The sequence below is a fragment of the Rhodoferax sp. P2_H8_2 genome (assembly GCF_056403235.1).
Map to the genome: position 1 here is coordinate 505,135 of NZ_JBFUFW010000002.1, position 18,067 is coordinate 523,201.

The 18,067-nt window shown below is 59.7% G+C and carries 22 protein-coding genes; 5 read left to right on the plus strand and 17 right to left on the minus strand.

All coding sequences use genetic code 11. The features are described 5' to 3' along the window. Positions 1 to 4 precede the first annotated feature (4 nt). The 5 genes from AC1DV6_RS05290 to AC1DV6_RS05310 are packed head-to-tail and all read right to left on the minus strand — an operon-like array spanning position 5 to position 4,113. A complete protein-coding gene (locus tag AC1DV6_RS05290; RefSeq protein ID WP_477975809.1) occupies positions 5 to 616 on the minus strand; it encodes an SCO family protein in 612 nt (203 codons plus the stop codon). Between the two features lie 8 nt (positions 617 to 624). After that, positions 625 to 1,521, minus strand: coding sequence for a heme o synthase (cyoE, locus tag AC1DV6_RS05295; protein ID WP_477975811.1), 897 nt, complete (start codon positions 1,519 to 1,521; stop codon positions 625 to 627). Then, a complete protein-coding gene (locus AC1DV6_RS05300) occupies positions 1,518 to 2,672 on the minus strand; it encodes a COX15/CtaA family protein (RefSeq protein ID WP_477975813.1) in 1,155 nt (384 codons plus the stop codon). Before AC1DV6_RS05300 ends, cyoE begins: the two co-directional genes overlap by 4 nt. A gap of 3 nt (positions 2,673 to 2,675) precedes the next feature. After that, the gene (locus tag AC1DV6_RS05305) at positions 2,676 to 3,383 is read right to left on the minus strand and encodes a hypothetical protein (protein WP_477975815.1); all 708 of its coding nucleotides are present in this window, start codon (positions 3,381 to 3,383) and stop codon (positions 2,676 to 2,678) included. Continuing rightward, on the minus strand, positions 3,373 to 4,113 hold the full coding sequence (locus AC1DV6_RS05310) for an SURF1 family protein (protein WP_477975817.1): 741 nt from the start codon (positions 4,111 to 4,113) through the stop codon (positions 3,373 to 3,375). Before AC1DV6_RS05310 ends, AC1DV6_RS05305 begins: the two co-directional genes overlap by 11 nt. 15 nt (positions 4,114 to 4,128) lie before the next feature. Between AC1DV6_RS05310 and AC1DV6_RS05315 the strand changes: the two genes are divergently transcribed. Continuing rightward, positions 4,129 to 4,350 (plus strand): twin transmembrane helix small protein, encoded by a 222-nt coding sequence (locus AC1DV6_RS05315; protein WP_477975819.1) that lies wholly within the window; start codon positions 4,129 to 4,131, stop codon positions 4,348 to 4,350. A gap of 71 nt (positions 4,351 to 4,421) precedes the next feature. Here the strand turns inward: AC1DV6_RS05315 and AC1DV6_RS05320 are convergent, their stop codons facing one another. The 7 genes from AC1DV6_RS05320 to AC1DV6_RS05350 all read right to left on the minus strand — a co-directional run bounded on the left by AC1DV6_RS05320 (position 4,422) and on the right by AC1DV6_RS05350 (position 10,127). Next, positions 4,422 to 5,303: a cytochrome c oxidase subunit 3 gene (locus AC1DV6_RS05320; RefSeq protein WP_477975821.1), complete on the minus strand. Its 882-nt coding sequence runs from the start codon at positions 5,301 to 5,303 to the stop codon at positions 4,422 to 4,424. Positions 5,304 to 5,361: 58 nt separating this feature from the next. After that, complete coding sequence (locus AC1DV6_RS05325) at positions 5,362 to 5,577, minus strand: DUF2970 domain-containing protein (protein ID WP_477975823.1); 216 nt, start codon at positions 5,575 to 5,577, stop codon at positions 5,362 to 5,364. Next, positions 5,577 to 6,176 carry a cytochrome c oxidase assembly protein gene (locus AC1DV6_RS05330; protein ID WP_477975824.1) on the minus strand — a complete coding sequence of 200 codons (600 nt, stop codon included), beginning with the start codon at positions 6,174 to 6,176 and terminating at the stop codon, positions 5,577 to 5,579. Before AC1DV6_RS05330 ends, AC1DV6_RS05325 begins: the two co-directional genes overlap by 1 nt. 4 nt (positions 6,177 to 6,180) lie before the next feature. Beyond that, a complete protein-coding gene (locus AC1DV6_RS05335) occupies positions 6,181 to 6,294 on the minus strand; it encodes a cytochrome oxidase small assembly protein (protein WP_477975825.1) in 114 nt (37 codons plus the stop codon). Positions 6,295 to 6,313: 19 nt separating this feature from the next. Then, a complete protein-coding gene (gene ctaD, locus AC1DV6_RS05340) occupies positions 6,314 to 7,936 on the minus strand; it encodes a cytochrome c oxidase subunit I (protein ID WP_477975826.1) in 1,623 nt (540 codons plus the stop codon). 49 nt (positions 7,937 to 7,985) lie between these two features. Beyond that, the gene (coxB, locus tag AC1DV6_RS05345) at positions 7,986 to 9,170 is read right to left on the minus strand and encodes a cytochrome c oxidase subunit II (protein WP_477975827.1); all 1,185 of its coding nucleotides are present in this window, start codon (positions 9,168 to 9,170) and stop codon (positions 7,986 to 7,988) included. Positions 9,171 to 9,239: 69 nt separating this feature from the next. Further along, positions 9,240 to 10,127 (minus strand): biotin synthase, encoded by an 888-nt coding sequence (locus AC1DV6_RS05350; protein WP_477975828.1) that lies wholly within the window; start codon positions 10,125 to 10,127, stop codon positions 9,240 to 9,242. A gap of 207 nt (positions 10,128 to 10,334) precedes the next feature. Between AC1DV6_RS05350 and AC1DV6_RS05355 the strand changes: the two genes are divergently transcribed. Both AC1DV6_RS05355 and trmL read left to right on the plus strand, forming a co-directional pair. Beyond that, on the plus strand, positions 10,335 to 10,871 hold the full coding sequence (locus AC1DV6_RS05355; protein WP_477975829.1) for a ComF family protein: 537 nt from the start codon (positions 10,335 to 10,337) through the stop codon (positions 10,869 to 10,871). 273 nt (positions 10,872 to 11,144) lie between these two features. Further along, positions 11,145 to 11,606 (plus strand): tRNA (uridine(34)/cytosine(34)/5-carboxymethylaminomethyluridine(34)-2'-O)-methyltransferase TrmL, encoded by a 462-nt coding sequence (trmL, locus tag AC1DV6_RS05360; RefSeq protein ID WP_477975831.1) that lies wholly within the window; start codon positions 11,145 to 11,147, stop codon positions 11,604 to 11,606. Here the strand turns inward: trmL and AC1DV6_RS05365 are convergent. Beyond that, positions 11,603 to 12,058 (minus strand): MaoC family dehydratase, encoded by a 456-nt coding sequence (locus AC1DV6_RS05365; RefSeq protein WP_477975832.1) that lies wholly within the window; start codon positions 12,056 to 12,058, stop codon positions 11,603 to 11,605. The two genes, trmL and AC1DV6_RS05365, sit on opposite strands and share 4 nt — an antisense overlap. 138 nt (positions 12,059 to 12,196) lie before the next feature. Then, positions 12,197 to 12,814 carry a nucleotide-binding protein gene (locus AC1DV6_RS05370; RefSeq protein ID WP_477975833.1) on the minus strand — a complete coding sequence of 206 codons (618 nt, stop codon included), beginning with the start codon at positions 12,812 to 12,814 and terminating at the stop codon, positions 12,197 to 12,199. Positions 12,815 to 12,855: 41 nt separating this feature from the next. Here AC1DV6_RS05370 and kefF point away from each other — a divergent pair, with 41 nt between their 5' ends. Both kefF and kefC read left to right on the plus strand, forming a co-directional pair. Continuing rightward, the gene (kefF, locus tag AC1DV6_RS05375; protein ID WP_477975835.1) at positions 12,856 to 13,572 is read left to right on the plus strand and encodes a glutathione-regulated potassium-efflux system oxidoreductase KefF; all 717 of its coding nucleotides are present in this window, start codon (positions 12,856 to 12,858) and stop codon (positions 13,570 to 13,572) included. A gap of 1 nt (position 13,573) precedes the next feature. After that, positions 13,574 to 15,400 (plus strand): glutathione-regulated potassium-efflux system protein KefC, encoded by a 1,827-nt coding sequence (gene kefC, locus AC1DV6_RS05380; protein ID WP_477975837.1) that lies wholly within the window; start codon positions 13,574 to 13,576, stop codon positions 15,398 to 15,400. Between the two features lie 12 nt (positions 15,401 to 15,412). Here kefC and AC1DV6_RS05385 read toward each other — a convergent pair whose 3' ends face one another. The 3 genes from AC1DV6_RS05385 to pcaF form a co-directional block, all read right to left on the minus strand. Further along, positions 15,413 to 15,937 (minus strand): DUF1993 domain-containing protein, encoded by a 525-nt coding sequence (locus AC1DV6_RS05385; protein ID WP_477975839.1) that lies wholly within the window; start codon positions 15,935 to 15,937, stop codon positions 15,413 to 15,415. 85 nt (positions 15,938 to 16,022) lie between these two features. Then, positions 16,023 to 16,778, minus strand: a complete 756-nt coding sequence (locus tag AC1DV6_RS05390) for a sulfite exporter TauE/SafE family protein (protein ID WP_477975841.1) — start codon at positions 16,776 to 16,778, stop codon at positions 16,023 to 16,025. Beyond that, the gene (pcaF, locus tag AC1DV6_RS05395) at positions 16,778 to 17,983 is read right to left on the minus strand and encodes a 3-oxoadipyl-CoA thiolase (protein ID WP_477975843.1); all 1,206 of its coding nucleotides are present in this window, start codon (positions 17,981 to 17,983) and stop codon (positions 16,778 to 16,780) included. Before pcaF ends, AC1DV6_RS05390 begins: the two co-directional genes overlap by 1 nt. Positions 17,984 to 18,067: the final 84 nt, after the last annotated feature.

Here is an 18,067-nt window from a genome sequence, read left to right on the forward strand (position 1 = left end):
CAGATTAGCGCGCCTGTTTGAGCAACTGCTGGATGTCCGACACCAGCGCCGCGGCGCCGCTGCCGTAGCGGGTAAACAGGCGCAACTGGCCTTGCGTGTCGTAGATATAGCTACCGGCTGAATGGTCCATCGTGTAGCTGGTGGGCGTTTTGCCATCCACCTTCTTGAAGTAGATCTTGTAGTCCTTCGCCAGCGCAACTAGCTTCTCGGGCGTGGTGTACAGCGCCAGGAAGGTTGGGTCGAAATTGCCCATGTAGGCCTTCAGGACCTCGGGTGTGTCGCGCGCGGGATCAACCGTCACAAACAGGCCCTGCAATTTGTCACCGTCCTTGCCGAGTGACTTCCTCACCTCGGCCAGTTCGGCCATGGTCGTGGGACAGACATCGGGACATTGCGTGTAGCCAAAGAACAGCACGACCACCTTGCCTTTGAAGTCTGCCAAATGGCGCACTTGGCCGTTGTGGTCCGTCAGCTCAAAGTCGTGGGCATACGCAGCGCCTGTCACGTCGATCGCCTGAAAACTGGGTTTCTGCTCGGAACAGGCAGTAAAAAGTCCTGCAACGCCCGCCAATATTGCGTAAGCAGCTATGTTTTTTATAGCAAATCGAAACTGCATGGTGGGCCTTACAGAACGTAATGGTCGATCAGCAAGGCCGCGAACAGCACGCTGAGATGAATCAAGGAAAAGCGGAAGGTGGCACGCGACAGCTCGTCGGTGTAGTGGCGCAGCAGCTTCCACGCATAGCCACAAAAACCCAAGCTAAGGACAACCGCCACCACCAGGTAGAGCCACGAACTCATGCCGTAGATATAGGGCAACAGGCAGGCCGCAAACAGGATCAGCGTGTACAGAAAAATGTGCAGCCGCGTGAACTCGCTGCCGTGGGTGACCGGCAGCATTGGCAGGCCGGACTTGCGGTAGTCCTCCACGCGGTACAGCGCAAGTGCCCAGAAGTGCGGCGGTGTCCAAAAGAAGATGATCAGGAACAGGATGATGGCTTCCGGGCCCACATCACCCGTCATCGCAGCCCAGCCCAACACGGGCGGCATCGCACCGGACGCACCACCGATCACGATGTTTTGCGGCGTCATGGGTTTGAGGATCACGGTATAGACCACGGCGTAGCCGACAAAGGTCGCAAAGGTCAGCCACATCGTCAGCGGATTGACCCACACATACAGAAGCACTGAACCCGCAATACACAGCAGCGCTGAGAAGATCAATGTCTGTACATCGCTCAGCTCACCGCGCGCTGTGGGGCGCCAGGCGGTGCGCTTCATCTTGGAGTCAATACCTTTTTCGACAATGCAGTTAAACGCGGCGGCAGCACCGGCCACCAGATAAATACCAAGACAGGCAATGGCAGCCAGGCCGGTTTGCGCCAGCGTGGGCACACCGGGCACGGCCAGCACCATACCGATCAGTGCACAGAACACAATCAACTGGATCACGCGCGGTTTGGTCAGCGCATGGAACTGGCGCAGCACCGACATCGCACCGGGAGAAACAATGGCATTCATGAGGAAAACTTTGCGGCCGATTGCGGCACAGAAGGAGAAGAAGAAATTCGGCTGATGGTTCGAGTGACGGTGAGCGCCCAGACCAGCACCACCATCATGGCCCCTGCGCCGCCGGTATGCAACACGGCAGCCACCAAGGGCCAGTCCAGCACGACATTGGAGAGGCCCGTGACCAGTTGCAGTATCAGCAAGGCAGCCAGCCAACGCGCCAAGCCATTCAGTGCCGACCTGCGCCACATGCGCCACGCCAACCATGCCAGCACCAGCGCCGTCAGTCCGGCCAACATGCGGTGTGCGAAATGGATGGCCGTCAGCGCTTGCACGGTAATGTGGCTGCCATCCGGATTCAGCCCCAGCGGACGCCACAGCGTGAAACCTTGGGCAAAGTCCATGGCCGGCCACCATTGGCCCTGGCATTGCGGGAACTCGGTACAGGCCAGCACGGCGTAATTGGTACTAACCCAAGCGCCAGACAGGGCCTGCAGCAACAGCAGCAACAGCGCAGCCGCTGTCCAGAAACGCAATACAGGTGGCACAGCGCCTCCAACCGCTTTCGACGCTGCGGCGGCCTGCACTGCCAGCAACACCAGCAACAGATAACCACCCAGCAAATGCAGCGACACAATCGCCGGAAAGAGTTTCATCGTGACTGTCAGCGCGCCGAACGCGCCCTGCACGCAAACCCAAACCAGTGTGACGGTCGGCCACCAAGGACTCACGCCAACACTCCGAGTGGACTTACGACGTTCCAGCCAAGCCATCACGGTCAACGCGATGATCAATACGCCCACACCTGTCGCAAGATAGCGGTGCACCATCTCCACCCACGCCTTGCCGTGCGTCACTGGGCCGGTCGGCATGGCGGTCTGGGCGGCGGTGATTTCAGCGTGCGCGCCCAGCGGGCTGGCGCTACCGTAACAGCCTGGCCAATCGGGGCAGCCCAGACCGCTGTCGGTCAGTCGCGTAAATGCGCCGAACAGCACGAGGTCAAACGTCAGAAACAGCGTCAGCAAGGTGAGCGCCTGCACCCGGCTCATCGGAGAATCCTTGCGCGAACGCAGGCCCACCCACAACAGCGGGCCCGCGGCCAGCGCGATGCCCATCAGCATCATGCGCAGCAGCGGCGAGAGGTCGTACAAAGAAGCTTGCATGGATTACTTGGAAGCTGGCGCAGTACGCCCTTCCTTGTCCCAGAACGCCGAGGCACGCATCAGGTTGGAGAGGTCGCGCTTCGCTTTGTAAACACCCTTGTCATCCATGTTGGGCGGAAAGCGCATCATCCAGTTGCCAATCGGGTCCACGATGTACAGGTGCTCGGGCAAAGCATGGCCGTCTTGCGGCTGCAGCCATTGCGCCAACGCGGCGGCAGGCACACGCAGCACCGTGGCCGATTTCAGTGCCGGTTGCAGGCTCTCGGCCACCGGTGCGTCATCGCTGATCAGCCAGACCCAGTCCAAGCGATCCTTGTCTTTGCCCAGCCCTTCACGCAATTGGCGTTGCAAGAAGAGGTGGCGTTGGCACAAAGCGTCGCAGGCACCGCCCGCCACGCTGACCAGCACCCACTGGTCCTTGAGGGTACGCAAGTTCACAGACTGGCCGTCCAAAGTGGTGCCCACCACATCCGGCAAGGGGCGCTGTGGATCGATCAGCTCACCAAAGTTACGGCGGCCATCAGGGCGGACCACGTAGTAGGTGAAATACGAAGCGATGACCGGCGCAGCGCATAGCAGCATCACCATGAACATCTTCCAACGGCCCGAGCGTGTGCGCGCTGGCAATTCGGTAGACAGTTGGTCCGGATTGGGCAGAGAGTGCACCGTCAGCCCCAAAGGCTGGTCGTGTTGAGAAGATTCACTGGACATGGGGCGGTGGCTTTGAAGATGAAAAATAACGAGGGCGCAGAACAACAAACCAGAGGTACAAGCCCGCAATCAGCGCGGCAATCGCAAACCACTGAACGGCATAGCCATAGTGCTTGTCCACGCCGAAATTCACGATAGGCCAATCACGCAGCAGCCCGTCGCTGGCCGCGCCGGTTTGCTGCAAGGTCATGGCCATCAGCGGCAAGCCAGTCTCTGTCTTGTACGCAGCCAAGTCCAGATTTTGCCGGATCGTGCCGGGCTGTTCCTGACCCGGTGCATATAGCTTGCTGGGTGGTAAGGCCATGCGTCCCTGCACCTCGACCACACCGGGTGGCGTTTGCACGTTCAGCAAGTGCGAGCGATTCTGGAAGTCGCGCGCGACCCAGCCGCGCTGCACGACGATGGCCGCGCGTGTGCCTTCCAGCATAAGCGGCGTCATCACAAAGAACCCCACCCGGCCTTGCATCTGGCGGTTGTCCAGATACACGGTATGCGCTGCGTCCCAGGTGCCACGCAGCAATGCAGGCTGGTGCACCAGGGCTTGCAGATCGAACGACTTTTCCAGTGCCACAGCGTTCAGCGTGGGTTTGCCAGCCTGACCGTCAATCGCTGCTTGCAGCGCCAGTTTCTCCGCCGCGCGGCGCAACTGCCACTGCCCCAGCGATGCAGTCACCGCCAGCCCAAGAATGGCGGCCACTGTGATGACCAGTGTGCGTGCGCGTGCATTCACGGGATAATCCATCCCATGTCATATCTGGTCGCACTTGCTTTTGTCGTCATTCTGGGCAGCCTGGCTGCAGCCTTGTATTTCATGATGCGTGGAGGGCAATCGGAAATGGCCAAGTCCAAGCGCATGGCGCGCGCGCTGGCGATGCGGGTTGGTTTTTCCATTTTGCTGTTTGTCTGCGTGCTGGTGTCATGGAAGATGGGGTGGATCCACCCGACCGGTATTGCACAAGGACAATAAATTTTCCTGAAAATCAAAAAGGCACCGCATGCGGTGCCTTTTTTGTTGAGGGCAATGCGCCTCAATGTGCCTTAGAGCCAGTACACCAGGATGTACAGACCCAGCCACACTACGTCCACGAAGTGCCAGTACCAGGCAGCACCTTCAAAGCCGAAATGCTTGTCAGCGCTGAAGTGACCCTTTTGCAGGCGCAGCGTGATGAACAGCAGCATCAGCATGCCGACGAACACGTGAAAACCGTGGAAGCCGGTCAACATGAAGAAGGTCGAACCGTAGACGCCGGAGCTGAGTTTGAGGTTCAGTTCAGAGTACGCGTGATGGTATTCGTAACCTTGCACGAACAGGAAAGTCACGCCCAGCAATACGGTGACCCACATGAACTTGATCGTTTTGCTGATATTGTTTTCCAGCAGCGCATGGTGGGCAATGGTCAGTGTCACGCCCGAAGTCAACAGCAACGCAGTGTTGATAGTAGGCAGTGGCCATGGGCCCATGGTGGTAAATGGCTCAACGATGTTGGCAGGCGATGCTGTCACACCCGCGGCAATGCTGGGCCAGACGGCTTTGAAATCAGGCCACAGAACGGCGTTTTCCAGGCTACCCAGTGCAGGCACAGAGTGCATGCGGGCCCACCAGAGCGCGGTGAAGAAGGCGCCGAAGAACATCACTTCGGAAAAGATAAACCAGGTCATGCTCCAACGGAACGAGATGTCGATCTTGTGGCCGTACTGACCACCCAAGCTCTCCGTAATCGCATCGCCGAACCATTGGTACAGCACAAACAGCCAGAACGCCAGACCGAAGAACAAGCTGTACATGCCCCAATGCGCGCCGTTGACCCACTGGCCTGCGCCTAGGATCACGAAGAACAGGCCCAGGGCGGCCATCGCAGGATGGCGCGACGGGCCGGGTACAAAGTAGTACGGTGTTGTGCCGTGTGATGTTGAACTCATTTTCTTCTCCTATACCAATCAGTTGGGGACAGAGCTAAAGATCTGTCCCGCAAGTTATTTACTTCGCGACCACCCAATTCACCAGGGCAATCAGACCCACAACAATCAATAAAACACTGACAAAGCCGACCAGCACGACGTGCATGGGATTGACCTTGGCAAAATCATCTTTATGGCCCTTGCGGCTACGAATACCAGCAAACGACCAAGCCACCAGCTTCAGGCTGTGCAGGAATGAGGGGCGGGGCTGCTTCTCAGCCACAGACTCACCCATCACGCACCCACCACGGCAGGCGCGCCGTCCTTGGTTTGCGCGACTGGTGCAGCAGGTGTCTTACCACCCACTTCAAAAAACGTATACGACAACGTAATGGTGTGCACATCCCGAGACAGCTTGGGATCAATCACAAACACCACTGGCCAGGACTTTTTTTCACCCGGCTCCAGCGTGTATTGGTTGAAGCAGAAACACTCCACCTTGTTGAAGTGGGCCTGCGCCTGCTGCGGGGCATAGCTGGGAATGGCTTGCGCCGCCATACGGCGGTTCTGCACATTCTGGAACTCGTACATCACCGTGGTCAGCTCACCGGGGTGCACTTGCAAAGAGCGGGTTGCGGGCTTGAATTCCCAAGGACCGCGGCTGTTGGCATCGAATTCCACCGTGATGGTGCGGCTCGTATCCACCTGCGTATTGCTGTTGTAGCTGCCCTTGGTGCCCGAGATCACTTGCTCACCCAAGGCGAGGATGTTGATGCCGGTCACTTCACAAATCGACTTATAGATCGGCACCAGCGCGTACCCAAAGGCGAACATGCCGACCGTCACCACGGCCAGCTTGCGCACCATCTTGAGATTTTCGGGCTTCAGTGCCATACCGTTAGCGGCTCAGCATCACCATCTTGGCCATGAAACCAAGAAAAAACACCACTGCCACAGACGCCAGAATCAGGCCGGTGCGCAGGTTGGCTTTCTTTTGCTCAGGGGTTGCCATGGTCACTTATACAAAGAGATCAGGCAACGATGCGGGTCGCAGTAGCGTCCAGCTTCGGCGGTGTTTCAAAGGTATGGAACGGCGCAGGCGAAGGAACTTCCCACTCCAGACCTTCGGCGGCTTCCCAAGGTTTTTGCGCGGCTTTTTCGCCCTTGCCCATCATCGTGGGCAACACCACGAACAGGAAGAAGTACACCTGCGCCAGACCGAAGGCGAACGCACCTACCGATGCCACGGCGTTGAAATCAGCGAACTGCATCGGGTAGTCGGCATAGCGACGCGGCATACCGGCCAGACCCAGGAAGTGCATCGGGAAGAAGGTTACGTTGAAGGCGATCAGCGACCACCAGAAGTGGATCTTGCCGCGGGTTTCGTTGTACATCACACCAGTCCACTTCGGCGACCAGTAGTAGTAACCGGCGAACATCGCGTACAGCGAGCCGGCCACCAGCACATAGTGGAAGTGGGCAACAACGTAATAGGTGTCCTGCAACTGGATGTCAATCGGCGCCATCGCGAGGATCAGGCCGGTAAAGCCACCCATCGTGAACACAAAGATGAAGCCCACAGCGAACAGCATAGGCGTTTCAAACGTCATGGAGCCTTGCCACATCGTGGCGATCCAGTTGAAGATCTTCACAGCGGTAGGCACGGCGATCAGCATCGTGGCGTACATGAAGAACAGCTGGCCCGTCACCGGCATGCCGGTGGTGAACATGTGGTGCGCCCACACGATGAAAGACAGGATGGCGATGGACGATGTCGCGTACACCATGGAGGCGTAACCGAACAGGCGCTTGCGTGCGAACGCAGGAACGATCTGGCTGACGATGCCGAAGGCCGGCAAGATCATGATGTACACCTCCGGGTGGCCGAAGAACCAGAAGATGTGTTGGTACATCACCGGGTCACCGCCGCCAGCGGGGTTGAAGAAGCTGGTGCCGAAGTGGCGGTCCGTCAGCGTCATCGTGATCGCGCCAGCCAGCACGGGCATCACGGCGATCAGCAAGTAGGCGGTGATCAGCCAGGTCCAGGCGAACATCGGCATCTTCATCAGCGTCATGCCAGGCGCGCGCATGTTCAGGATGGTCACGATGATGTTGATCGAGCCCATGATGGACGAAGCGCCCAAGATGTGCATCGCAAAAATGCCGGCGTCCATCGACGGGCCTTGTTGCAGTGTCAGTGGTGCGTACAGCGTCCAGCCAGCAGCAGGTGCGCCGCCAGGCATGAAGAACGAGCCGACCAGCATCAATGCGGCGGGAATCATCAGCCAGAAGCTGAAGTTGTTCATGCGGGCAAATGCCATGTCACCGGCGCCGATTTGCAGCGGGATCATCCAGTTCGCAAAGCCGACGAAGCCCGGCATGATTGCGCCGAACACCATGATCAGGCCGTGCATCGTGGTCAGCGAGTTGAACAGCTCAGGGTTGACCAGTTGCAGACCAGGCTGGAACAGCTCGGCACGGATCAGCAGCGCCAATACGCCACCGATCATCAACATGGTGAACGAAAACAGCAGGTACAGCGTACCGATGTCCTTGTGGTTGGTGGCAAACACCCAACGACGCCAGCCTTCGGGGGCATGGTGGTCGTGGTGGTCGTCATGGGCGTGATCGGGGTGGCCTGCAACTGCGCTCATTTGGATTTCCTTCTGAATTCTCTATTCGGTCTTGCAACAGGACTTGGACTTACTTGCGCAAAGCATGCACATCGGCAGGCTGCACGAGTTGCCCGGTCTTGTTGGACCAGTTGTTCTTGGTGTAGCTGATAACCGCAGCAATATCGGTATCGCTCAGCGCCTTCCAGGACGGCATGGCGTTGTTGTTCTGGCCGTTCAACAGCACCAGAATCTGCTTGTTCTTGTCAGCATCCAGCACCACAGCGGAGCCATCCACGGGCTTGATCGCGCCGCCGCCCTTGCCGTTGGCCTGATGGCAAGCCACGCAATTCTTGGCGTAAACCTGTTCGCCGCGCTTGGTGATGTCGGCCAGAGTCCAGACCTTGGTCGGGTCGTCCAGCTTGGCAGCCATCTTTTTCTGCTCAGCACCCACCCACTTGGAATAGTCCTCAGCGGACAACACCTTCACGTGGATAGGCATGTAGGCGTGTTCCTTGCCACACAGTTCCTGGCACTGTCCATAGAAGTCGCCTGTCTCTTCGGCGCGGAACCAGGTGTCACGCACAAAACCGGGGATCGCATCCTGCTTGATGCCGAACTGCGGCACAGCAAAGGCGTGGATCACGTCGTTGGCAGTGGTGATGATGCGAATCTTCTTGCCCACGGGGACGACCAGCGGGTTGTCGACCTTCAACAGGTAGTTGTCCACCACTTCGCCCTTCTTGGGGCCGCCATTGTTGGACATTTCACGTTGCTCGGTGTCGATGGTGGACACGAAGCCAATGCCTTCGCCTTCGCCTTTGAGGTAGTCGTAACCCCATTTCCACTGCATGCCAGTGGCCTTGATGGTCAGATCGGCGTTGGTCGTGTCTTTCATCGCCACGACGGATTTGGTGGCCATCAGGCCCATGATCACGACGATGATGAAGGGAATAGCGGTCCAGGCGATTTCAACGGCAACGCTTTCGTGGAAGGTAGCGGCTTTGTGGCCCACCGACTTGCGGTGCTTCCAGATGGAATAGAACATGACCGCGAACACGGCCACGAACACCACGGTACACACGATCAGCATGAACCAGTGGAGCCAAGCCTGTTCGGCGGCGATTTTGGTGGCCGCATGAGGCAGATTCAACTGGTTGACCGCCGGACCACCGGGCAAGTCACCCGTGGCATGGGCCAGCGTCAAAACTGCGGATGCTGCCCAAGCAGACACCACCAGTCCCAATGAAGCCAACCGGTTCAAAATGCTCTTCATCGCTCTTACCTCTTCAATATGTAGATTTCTAGCCGTCTTTGGGGGGTGATTCTATCCGACAGAGTAGGGCTATTTCCTCTGACTCAGGGCCTTGCGCATTTCATCCAGACTGACACGGGTCTCCGGCGCTACCCCCAATCGTGCGGGTGGCTTGAAAGCATGACCGTAGATCACCTCAAAGCTCAATTGCAAACGGCCATCCGCGGTTTTGGTCGCCAATTGGGCCAAGCCAGCGTGCAATTTCGCCAGCCAACCGCGCCCGCGCAGGGCCGGGAATCGCCCGGAATGCAGATTGCGCCCCAGCCCGCGCAACTCGGCCAGCAGGGTTTGCGGCGTACTAAAACTCAGGGTGATGCGCTCCATGTCCATCACCGGCTCGGCAAACCCTTGCCCGACCAGCATGTCGCCCCAGTCGTGCATGTCGGTAAACGTGTGCGTCGGTGGCGGCCAGCCGAATTCCGCATACAGCGGACGCAATTCGCGCAGCGTGTCTGGACCCAGACAGGAAAACATCAGAAAACCGTCCACATCCACCAGGCTGTGCCATTGGGCGATCAGCGCCTGCGGATCGGCGGCCATATGCAGCGCCATATTGGCCCACAGCATCTGCACCGGTTGCTCAGGCTTGGCGTAAACCGTCTTCGGGGCGCTCCAGGTGGCAGGGTTCCACCACGGATTTGCTATTCTTTTGTGAGCTGCTTGCGCTTTATCTACGCTGCTTTCAAGCGCAAACGCCTTGGATTTCGGGTAGCGCTTGGTTAGCAGCGCATGCGCCTGCAGTCCACCTTGCAGCGGTTCCCAATGCAGCCACTCTGATGGCTTTTTGACAATCCACTCCAACCGCTCTTCCATGCGCCGCGCCACTTCTTCGTGCAGCCACGGCGATGCATCCGGCACGCGCGCAGCCCAGCGCGCGGCGGCGGCGGGGGAAATAGTGGGGGGGCGTTGGGTAGACATGAGGGAGGAGTGGGGCGCCTTTGAAGGCGTGGCGAGTATATTGGCTGGATGGTGGTCGACTTGTTTCAACGGCTATTGCGCAGGCTGCCCAGCCAGTGCGCGGTCTGCCACCGCTGGCCCGCACACCCGATCTGCGAAGCCTGCGTCGCCCAATTCGGCCAACCTGTTCCGCGTTGCCAGACTTGCGCTCTCCCCGTACTGGCAAGCATGCGTCGCTGCGGCGCCTGCATCGTCGCCCCGCCGACTTTGGACCAATGTCTTGCTGCGGTGCCCTACACCTACCCTTGGGCCGGATTGGTTCAGGAGTTCAAGTTCCACGAACACACAGCGTGGGCTCGCTCTTTTGGAACCTTGCTGCGTAGCGCGCCTTGGGTGGAACCGGCGTTGGAGGCCGCCGACTACGTATTGCCCCTGCCTTTGTCCAAAGAGCGGCTGCAATGGCGCGGTTTCAACCAGGCACTGCTACTGGCCCGTGCGCTGGAACCTACCAAAGTAAAGCACGACCTGCTGCTGCGCATTAAAGACACGCCGCCGCAAAGCGCATTGCCACGGCATGAGCGGCTGGGCAGTGTGCAGGGTGCGTTTGCGGTTGACCCGTTGCTGGCTCTTCGTTTGAAAGATCGTCGAGTGGTGTTGGTGGACGACGTGATGACCAGTGGGGCTTCATTGCACTCTGCTGCCAAGGTGTTGCGGCAGGCTGGTGTGGCGCATATCACGGCTGTTGTGTTTGCGCGGACTGAATAGCTCCGTCGTTCGTAAGAAAGACTTCTTTCGCCCGCTGACGGCACGGGGTAAGCCCCAAAGCGAATGTCCCCCGGGGCCGTGAGGGCCCCTCCTCCTTGATTTCGCAATGAGGCCTACCCCGCACCATCCGCTTGAAAAGTAGTAGCCTGAGCTGAATTCAAAGCCATCGCATGCTAACAATTTGCCGGAGCGGGCGGGGGACACGGAGCAAAACATCTACCCCGCCCGATCGGGCCCGCTGAAAGCATTTTTTATGCACTGGATAATTCACGCATGTTTCACATCGTCCTCGTCGAACCCGAAATACCGCCGAATACCGGTAACGTCATCCGGCTGGCTGCCAATACCGGCTGCACCTTGCACCTGGTCGAACCGCTGGGTTTCTCGATGGACGACAAACATATGCGGCGGGCTGGGCTGGATTACCACGAGTACGCCACGCTGCGCCGCCATAGCAATTGGCAGGCCTTTCTGGAAACGGAGAAACCAGCACCCGAGCGCCTGTTCACGCTGACCACGCGCGGCACGCGCAGTCCATTCGAGGTCAAGTTTCAGCCGGGTGACTGGCTGGTGTTTGGCTCCGAAACAAAAGGCATTTCCGACACCGTGCGCGCGTCGTTTGGCACTGGCCAAAGTCTGAAATTGCCGATGCGCGAAGGTCAGCGCAGCCTCAATCTATCAAACGCGGTCGCCGTGACCGTGTTCGAGGCCTGGCGGCAAAACAATTTTTCTTAAGGGTATTGCCGCGACAGCGACTCGGCCACACACACCGGCTTGGTCGCACCTTCGCGCTCAATCGTCACCTCCCAAGTGGACTGGTAGCCATTGTTGTCGATAGGGTCGCACTGCAACAGCTTCATACGTGCGCGCAGTCGACTGTCTACTGGCACTGGCGACACGAAGCGCACCTTGTTGAGTCCGTAGTTCACGCCCATGCGGGTTTCGGTCACTGTGAGTGCGTTCTCGAAGAATTTGGGGATCATCGACAGCGTCAGAAAGCCATGCGCGATAGGGGCGCCAAACGGGCCTTTCTTGGCCCGCTCCACATCGACGTGAATCCACTGGTGGTCGCCCGTGGCCTGGGCGAACAGGTTGATGTGCTCCTGCGTGACGGTGATCCAGTCGCTGGTGGCGACTTCCTGGCCCACACAGGCAGCGAGATCGGAGATTTTTTCAAAGGTTTTCATGGCACCACTGTAGCCATCTCAAGCCGCCCCGACTGTCAGTCGTGTGACATAAACCGGACAATTTGCCGCCGGGCCGCCCCAAGGCAAATTAGCCCCCACGGGGGGCCGCGACCCGCGCAGCGGTGGAGCGTGGGGGCACTATTTATCCAGCCATTGGCAAATAGGCTGCCATTGCTCCAGATCACGCTCCACACGGCTCTTCGACACGTCGAACAGCGACAGTCCGCGGGCCGCAGCGTGGACATAGTTCTGCGTGTCGCGCAAATAACCCAACACCGGCAGCTTCAGCGAATCGACAAACTCGTGCAGTTTGTCGGCGGAAATCGTGCGGGCATCTACCCGCATGCCGACGATGCCGATCTTGGCCTTGAGCGTGTGTTTGCTTTGCGCCAGCTCGTCCAGAAAGGCGCGCGTCGCAAAGATGTCAAACACGCTGGGCTGCAGTGGCACGACGATATGGTCGGCCATTTTCAGGATTTCCTTGAGCGCCTTGCCGTGCAGACCCGCTGGCGTGTCCAGCACCACGTGGGTCGTCCCCTTAGGAGGTTTGGCAATCTGGTCGTCGCCGATATCCCAGGAAGCGATGGGCCGCGCAGCACCCGGACGCAGGCTTAGCCAGAGCCGGGAAGACTGCTGACGGTCCGCATCGCCCAGCATCACGGCATGCCCTTTAGCGGCGAAATAGCCCGCAATATTGGTCGACAGCGTGGACTTGCCGACCCCGCCTTTGGGGTTGGCTACGACAACTACGGGCATGGCGCGCTCCTGAGTGTGACAGTTTGCGCTATGTTACGGGCATGAACGCCCCCAGCACAAGCCCTGAAGATAGCCCCCAAGCTCCGCCGCTGCGCGGGTCGCTGCCCCCCGAGGGTGCCACCCCGCCTTGGGGCGACCCGGCGGCGAGTTCATCAGCCTCCCAACCCGGAATCTACGTGGTCGCAGCCCATCCCAACTGGAAAGACTCCCGCGCCAACCGCCGTTTGCTGCAGGCCGCACAAGCGCTGGCCACCGTCCAGGTGTGCGACGTCTTTGGCCAGTACGCCGATTACTCCATCGACGTCCCCCGCGAACAAAAGGCCTTGCACGCCGCGCAACTGGTGGTGCTTCTGCACCCCGTCCAGTGGTACAGCATGCCGGCGCTGCTCAAACTATGGGTAGACGAAGTGCTGGCCTACGGCTGGGCCTATGGCGGGGGTACGGCCTTGCAAGGCAAAGACATGTGGCTGGTCGCAACCACTGGCGGCTCGGAAGAGGCCTACCACCCCAGCGGCTACAACCGCTACTTCTTCGACGCCTTCATGCCCCCCTACGAGCAAACCGCGCACCTCTGCGGCATGCGTTTCCTGCCACCGCTGGTGCTGCATGGTGCGCATGCAGTATCGGAGGCCGACCTTGCGGCGCATGTGGACGTGTTTGCCCAGCGGCTGCAGTCGTATCCGGATTGGCCGGAGCTAGAAGAGCTGGAGGTGTGTGAGGCTTGCGATGTGCCGGCCTCGGATCGGCCGGAGAACTGACATGGAACACGCCCCCACTTGGCTGATCAACAGCTTCATTTATCTCAGCGCCGCGGTGATCGCTGTGCCACTGAGCCGCGCACTTGGTCTGGGCTCCATCATTGGCTACCTGGCCGCAGGCATCGCGATCGGGCCCTGGGGGCTGGGACTGGTGACGAATGTGGAGGACATCCTGCACTTCGCCGAGTTTGGCGTGGTACTGATGCTGTTCCTCGTAGGACTGGAGCTGGAGCCACGCCGCTTGTGGAGCATGCGCCGGCCGATCTTTGGCTGGGGCAGTGCGCAGGTGTTCGGTTGTGCCGTGTTACTGATGCTCATTGCGCTGCCGTTTGGCGTGAGCTGGCAAATAGCTATCGTGGCCGGGCTGGGGCTGGCGCTTTCCAGCACGGCGATTGCGCTGCAGGTGATGGAAGAGCGCAACCTGCTGCCGACGCAAAGCGGGCAGGCTGCGTTTTCCATTTTGCTGTTTCAGGACGTGGCGGCCATTCCCATCCTTGCCTTGCTGCCTTTGCTGGGCTTTGCCCCCAATGAAAATGAGGCCACGGCGCCCGTACAGCATGCGTGGGAAGCTCTCAAAATCATAGCAGTCATTGCGGGCATTGTGCTTGGCGGGCGCCTTTTGTTGCGCCCATTGTTCCGCTGGATTGCGCGCTCCAACACACCCGAGATATTTACCGCCACGGCACTGCTACTGGTCGTAGGCATCGCCGCATTGATGCTGAGCGTGGGCCTGTCGATGGCGCTGGGCGCGTTTCTGGCGGGCGTGCTGCTGGCTGAGAGCGAATACCGGCGCGAGCTGGAAACGGATATTGAACCGTTCAAGGGCTTGTTGCTCGGCTTGTTCTTCATCGCGGTCGGCATGGGCATCGACTTTGGCGTGCTGCGCGAATCGCCCGGGATTGTGGCGGCGCTGGTAGTGGGCTTTCTGACCTGCAAGGGCATCGTTATTTACACGCTGGCACGCACTATCGGCCTGCCTATGCAGGAACGCCCGGTGTTCGCACTGTTGCTGGCGCAAGGCGGCGAATTTGCTTTCGTGGTGTTCCAGGCCGCATCAGGCTCGCATGTGTTCTCGGACCGCGTGGCGTCACTGTTGATTGGCTCGGTGGCAGTGTCGATGTTGGTGAGCCCCCTGATACTGGTGGCCATTGACCGTTTCGTCGCGCCGCGCTTTGCGAATTGCGGCATGCCACAGCTGGATGAGATTTCAGAGCAGCAGGAAGCGCCGATCATCATCGCCGGCTTCGGCCGCTACGGGCAGATCGTCGGACGCCTGCTGCTGGCACAAGGCATTGGCGCGACGGTGTTGGACCACGACGCCGACATGATCGAAGCGGTGCGCAGCTTTGGCTACCGCGTGTTTTACGGCGATGCGACCCGATTGGACTTGCTGCGCACGGCGGGTGCGGACAAAGCCAAGATTCTGGTGCTGGCGGTGGACGACGTGGAACAGTCGCTGGCGATCGTGGATATGGTCAAAGAGCACTTCCCCAACCTGGAGATCGTGGCTCGTGCCCGGGACGTGACGCACTGGAACAAGCTGCGCGAACGCGGTGTGATGCGGGTGGAGCGGGAATTGTTTGAGTCCAGCCTGCGCACCGGGCGCAGCGTGCTGGAACTCTTGGGCGATGAGCCACACGTGGCGCGCCAGGCCGCGATGCGCTTTCGCCAGCACAACCTGGAGCTCTTCGAGAAGATGCATCCGCACTACAAGGACCGCAAGAAACTGATTGCAGTTGCGACAGAGGGGCGCCTGCAACTCGAAGAGCAGATGGCGCAGGAGCGCGCCGAGAAAGAGCGCCTGCGCCCCAAGCAATGGGATAGCTGAATTGCGCGCCGCTTAAGCAGAAGCGGCTGCTGCGCCTGCGAGGAAGTCGGCCTTGCCCAGATCGACACCGTTGTGACGCAGGATCAAATATGCAGTTGTCGCATGGAAGTACAGATTGGCCGTTGCGCGGTACTTCAGGTAAGCCTCACCAGACATATTGAGCACCTTGTTGGGACCAGCGGGGATAGCCATCGCCTTCTCTTCGGTGCCATCAATCTGCTCCGGCTTTACCGTGGCAAGGTAGTCCAGCGTTTTCTCGATGCGCTGCTGCAGCTCTTCCAGCGTGGTTTCCGTATCGTCAAACTTGGGCGCGTCCACGCCGGACAGGCGCGCAACGCACAGCTTGGCCGAGTCGCAAGCGATCTGCACCTGACGGATGAACGGCAGCATGTCGGGTGCCAGACGGTCGTTCAGCAGAACGGCAATGTCGAACTTGCGGGCTTCGGCACTGGCTTTGGCCTTGTCCAGGAAATGGCTGAGGTTGCGCAGTACGTTTTTGAACACGGGAACGCTGGAGGAATACATGGAGGTAGACATGGGGTTCTTTTCGATCAAACAGAGGAGGGAGCGCTTTGTAGCATGGCAGGCGCCATATTGCTCGTGTAGGCCTATTGCTTACGGCTTATTGCAGGCCATCCCACAACAGCTTCACGCCTGTCAGAAACATGCCTGCATAGATAAAACGGTAAAACAGAACCTGACTGATGCGCCGCGCCATGCGCACGCCCACCCACACCCCAATCGGCGCGATGGGCAGCAGCAGCAGGCTGGTCGCCATGTTGCGCATGTCCAGCAGGCCCAACACGCCATACGGAATCCACTTGCACAGGTTCACCACGAAGAAGAAAAATGCCATCGTCGCGGTGAACTTCACCGGGCTGAGTTTGAGCGGGATTACATAGGCATTGATCGGCGGCCCACCCGCGTGGGCGATGAAGCTGGTAAAGCCAGACGTGGTGGTGAGCAAGGCGCCCAGCCAGCGCGGCGGTGGCCTGCTTGCGGGATGCGGTGGAAACAGCAGGCGCTGGGCCAGAAACAGCAAGGTGAAAGCGCCAACAATCGCCGCAACCGTATGCGCATTGAGCAGTTTGAACAGCAATGCCCCAATCACAATACCCAGCACGCCAAACGGCAGCAGGAAGCGCAACAACGTCCAATCGAAGTCCTTGCGAAATGCAGCGACCCCCAGTAAGTCCATCAACAGCAGCACCGGCATCAGGATTGCGGCGGCTTCGGGCACGCTGACGGCCAGCGCCATCATCGGCACGGCCAGCGAACCAAAGCCAGCGCCAAACCCGCTTTTGCTAATGCCCAGCAGCAAAACTGCTGGCACGCTGACCAGATAGAAGACCGGATCCGTAATGAAAGGCAAGGCCATCAAACCCTTTCCAGAACCAACGCAATGCCCTGGCCAACGCCAATACACATGGTGCACAGCGCGTAACGGCCTTCGCCCTGGTGCAGCTGGTTCACGGCAGTGGCCACCAACCGCGCGCCGGACGCGCCCAGCGGATGGCCCAGTGCGATGGCGCCGCCCCAACGGTTGACCCGCGAGTCGTTGTCATCCAGCCCCAAAGTGCGCAAAACCGCCAGCGCTTGTGCGGCGAAAGCTTCGTTGAGTTCGATCACATCCATGTCGTCCAACCTCAACCCGCATTGCGCCAGCACTTTGCGGGTAGCGGGCACCGGGCCAATACCCATGGTGCGCGGCTCGACCCCTGCTACCGCCATGCCAACGATGCGCGCGCGGGGCGCCAGGCCATGGCGGGCCGCACACTCCGCATTGGCCAGCAACACGGCGGCGGCACCGTCATTGACGCCGGAAGCGTTGCCTGCCGTGACAGTTCCACCCTCGCGAACGATGGGCTTCAGGCGGGCCAGATCATCCAAACTGACGTCGCGTGGATGCTCGTCCTTCGCAAACTGGGTAGTTGCGCCTTTTTTGCCCGGCAGAGTCACTGGAACAATCTCTTCGCCAAACAGCCCCGCAGCCTGGGCAGCCAGCGCCTTGGTTTGGCTGGAATGCGCAAACGCGTCTTGGTCCGCGCGGGAAATGCCCAGCGCATCGGCCAAGTTCTCGGCGGTTTGCGGCATGCTGTCCACGCCGTAGAGTGCCTCCATACGCGGATTGATGAAACGCCAGCCGATAGTGGTGTCGTACACCGCGTTGTTGCGGCCAAAGGCAGTATCCATCTTGGGCATGACGAACGGCGCCCGGCTCATGCTCTCCGCCCCACCCGCTATCAAAAGCGTAGCTTCTCCCGCTTTGATCGCGCGCGCTGCTGTGCCAATCGCATCCAAACCCGAGCCGCACAGTCGGTTAATGGTGGCACCCGGCACCGCAGTAGGGAGGCCCGCCAGCAGCGCTGCCATGCGCGCCACATTGCGGTTGTCCTCTCCAGCTTGGTTGGCACAACCCAGCAGCACATCGTCCAGCACCGCCCAGTCCACACCCGGGTTGCGGGACTTTAGGGCAATGAGCGGCAGAGCGGCCAAATCGTCGGTGCGCAAGCCGGACAATGCGCCGCCGTAGCGGCCAATGGGCGTACGGATGGCATCACAGATCAGTGCGTCAATGGACATGGCGGAATCTCCGGATCGAGGTAAGAGGCAGTGGTCGACTGTATCCAAACCAGCCACCAGCCAGGGACGCCGGGGTGTCAATGC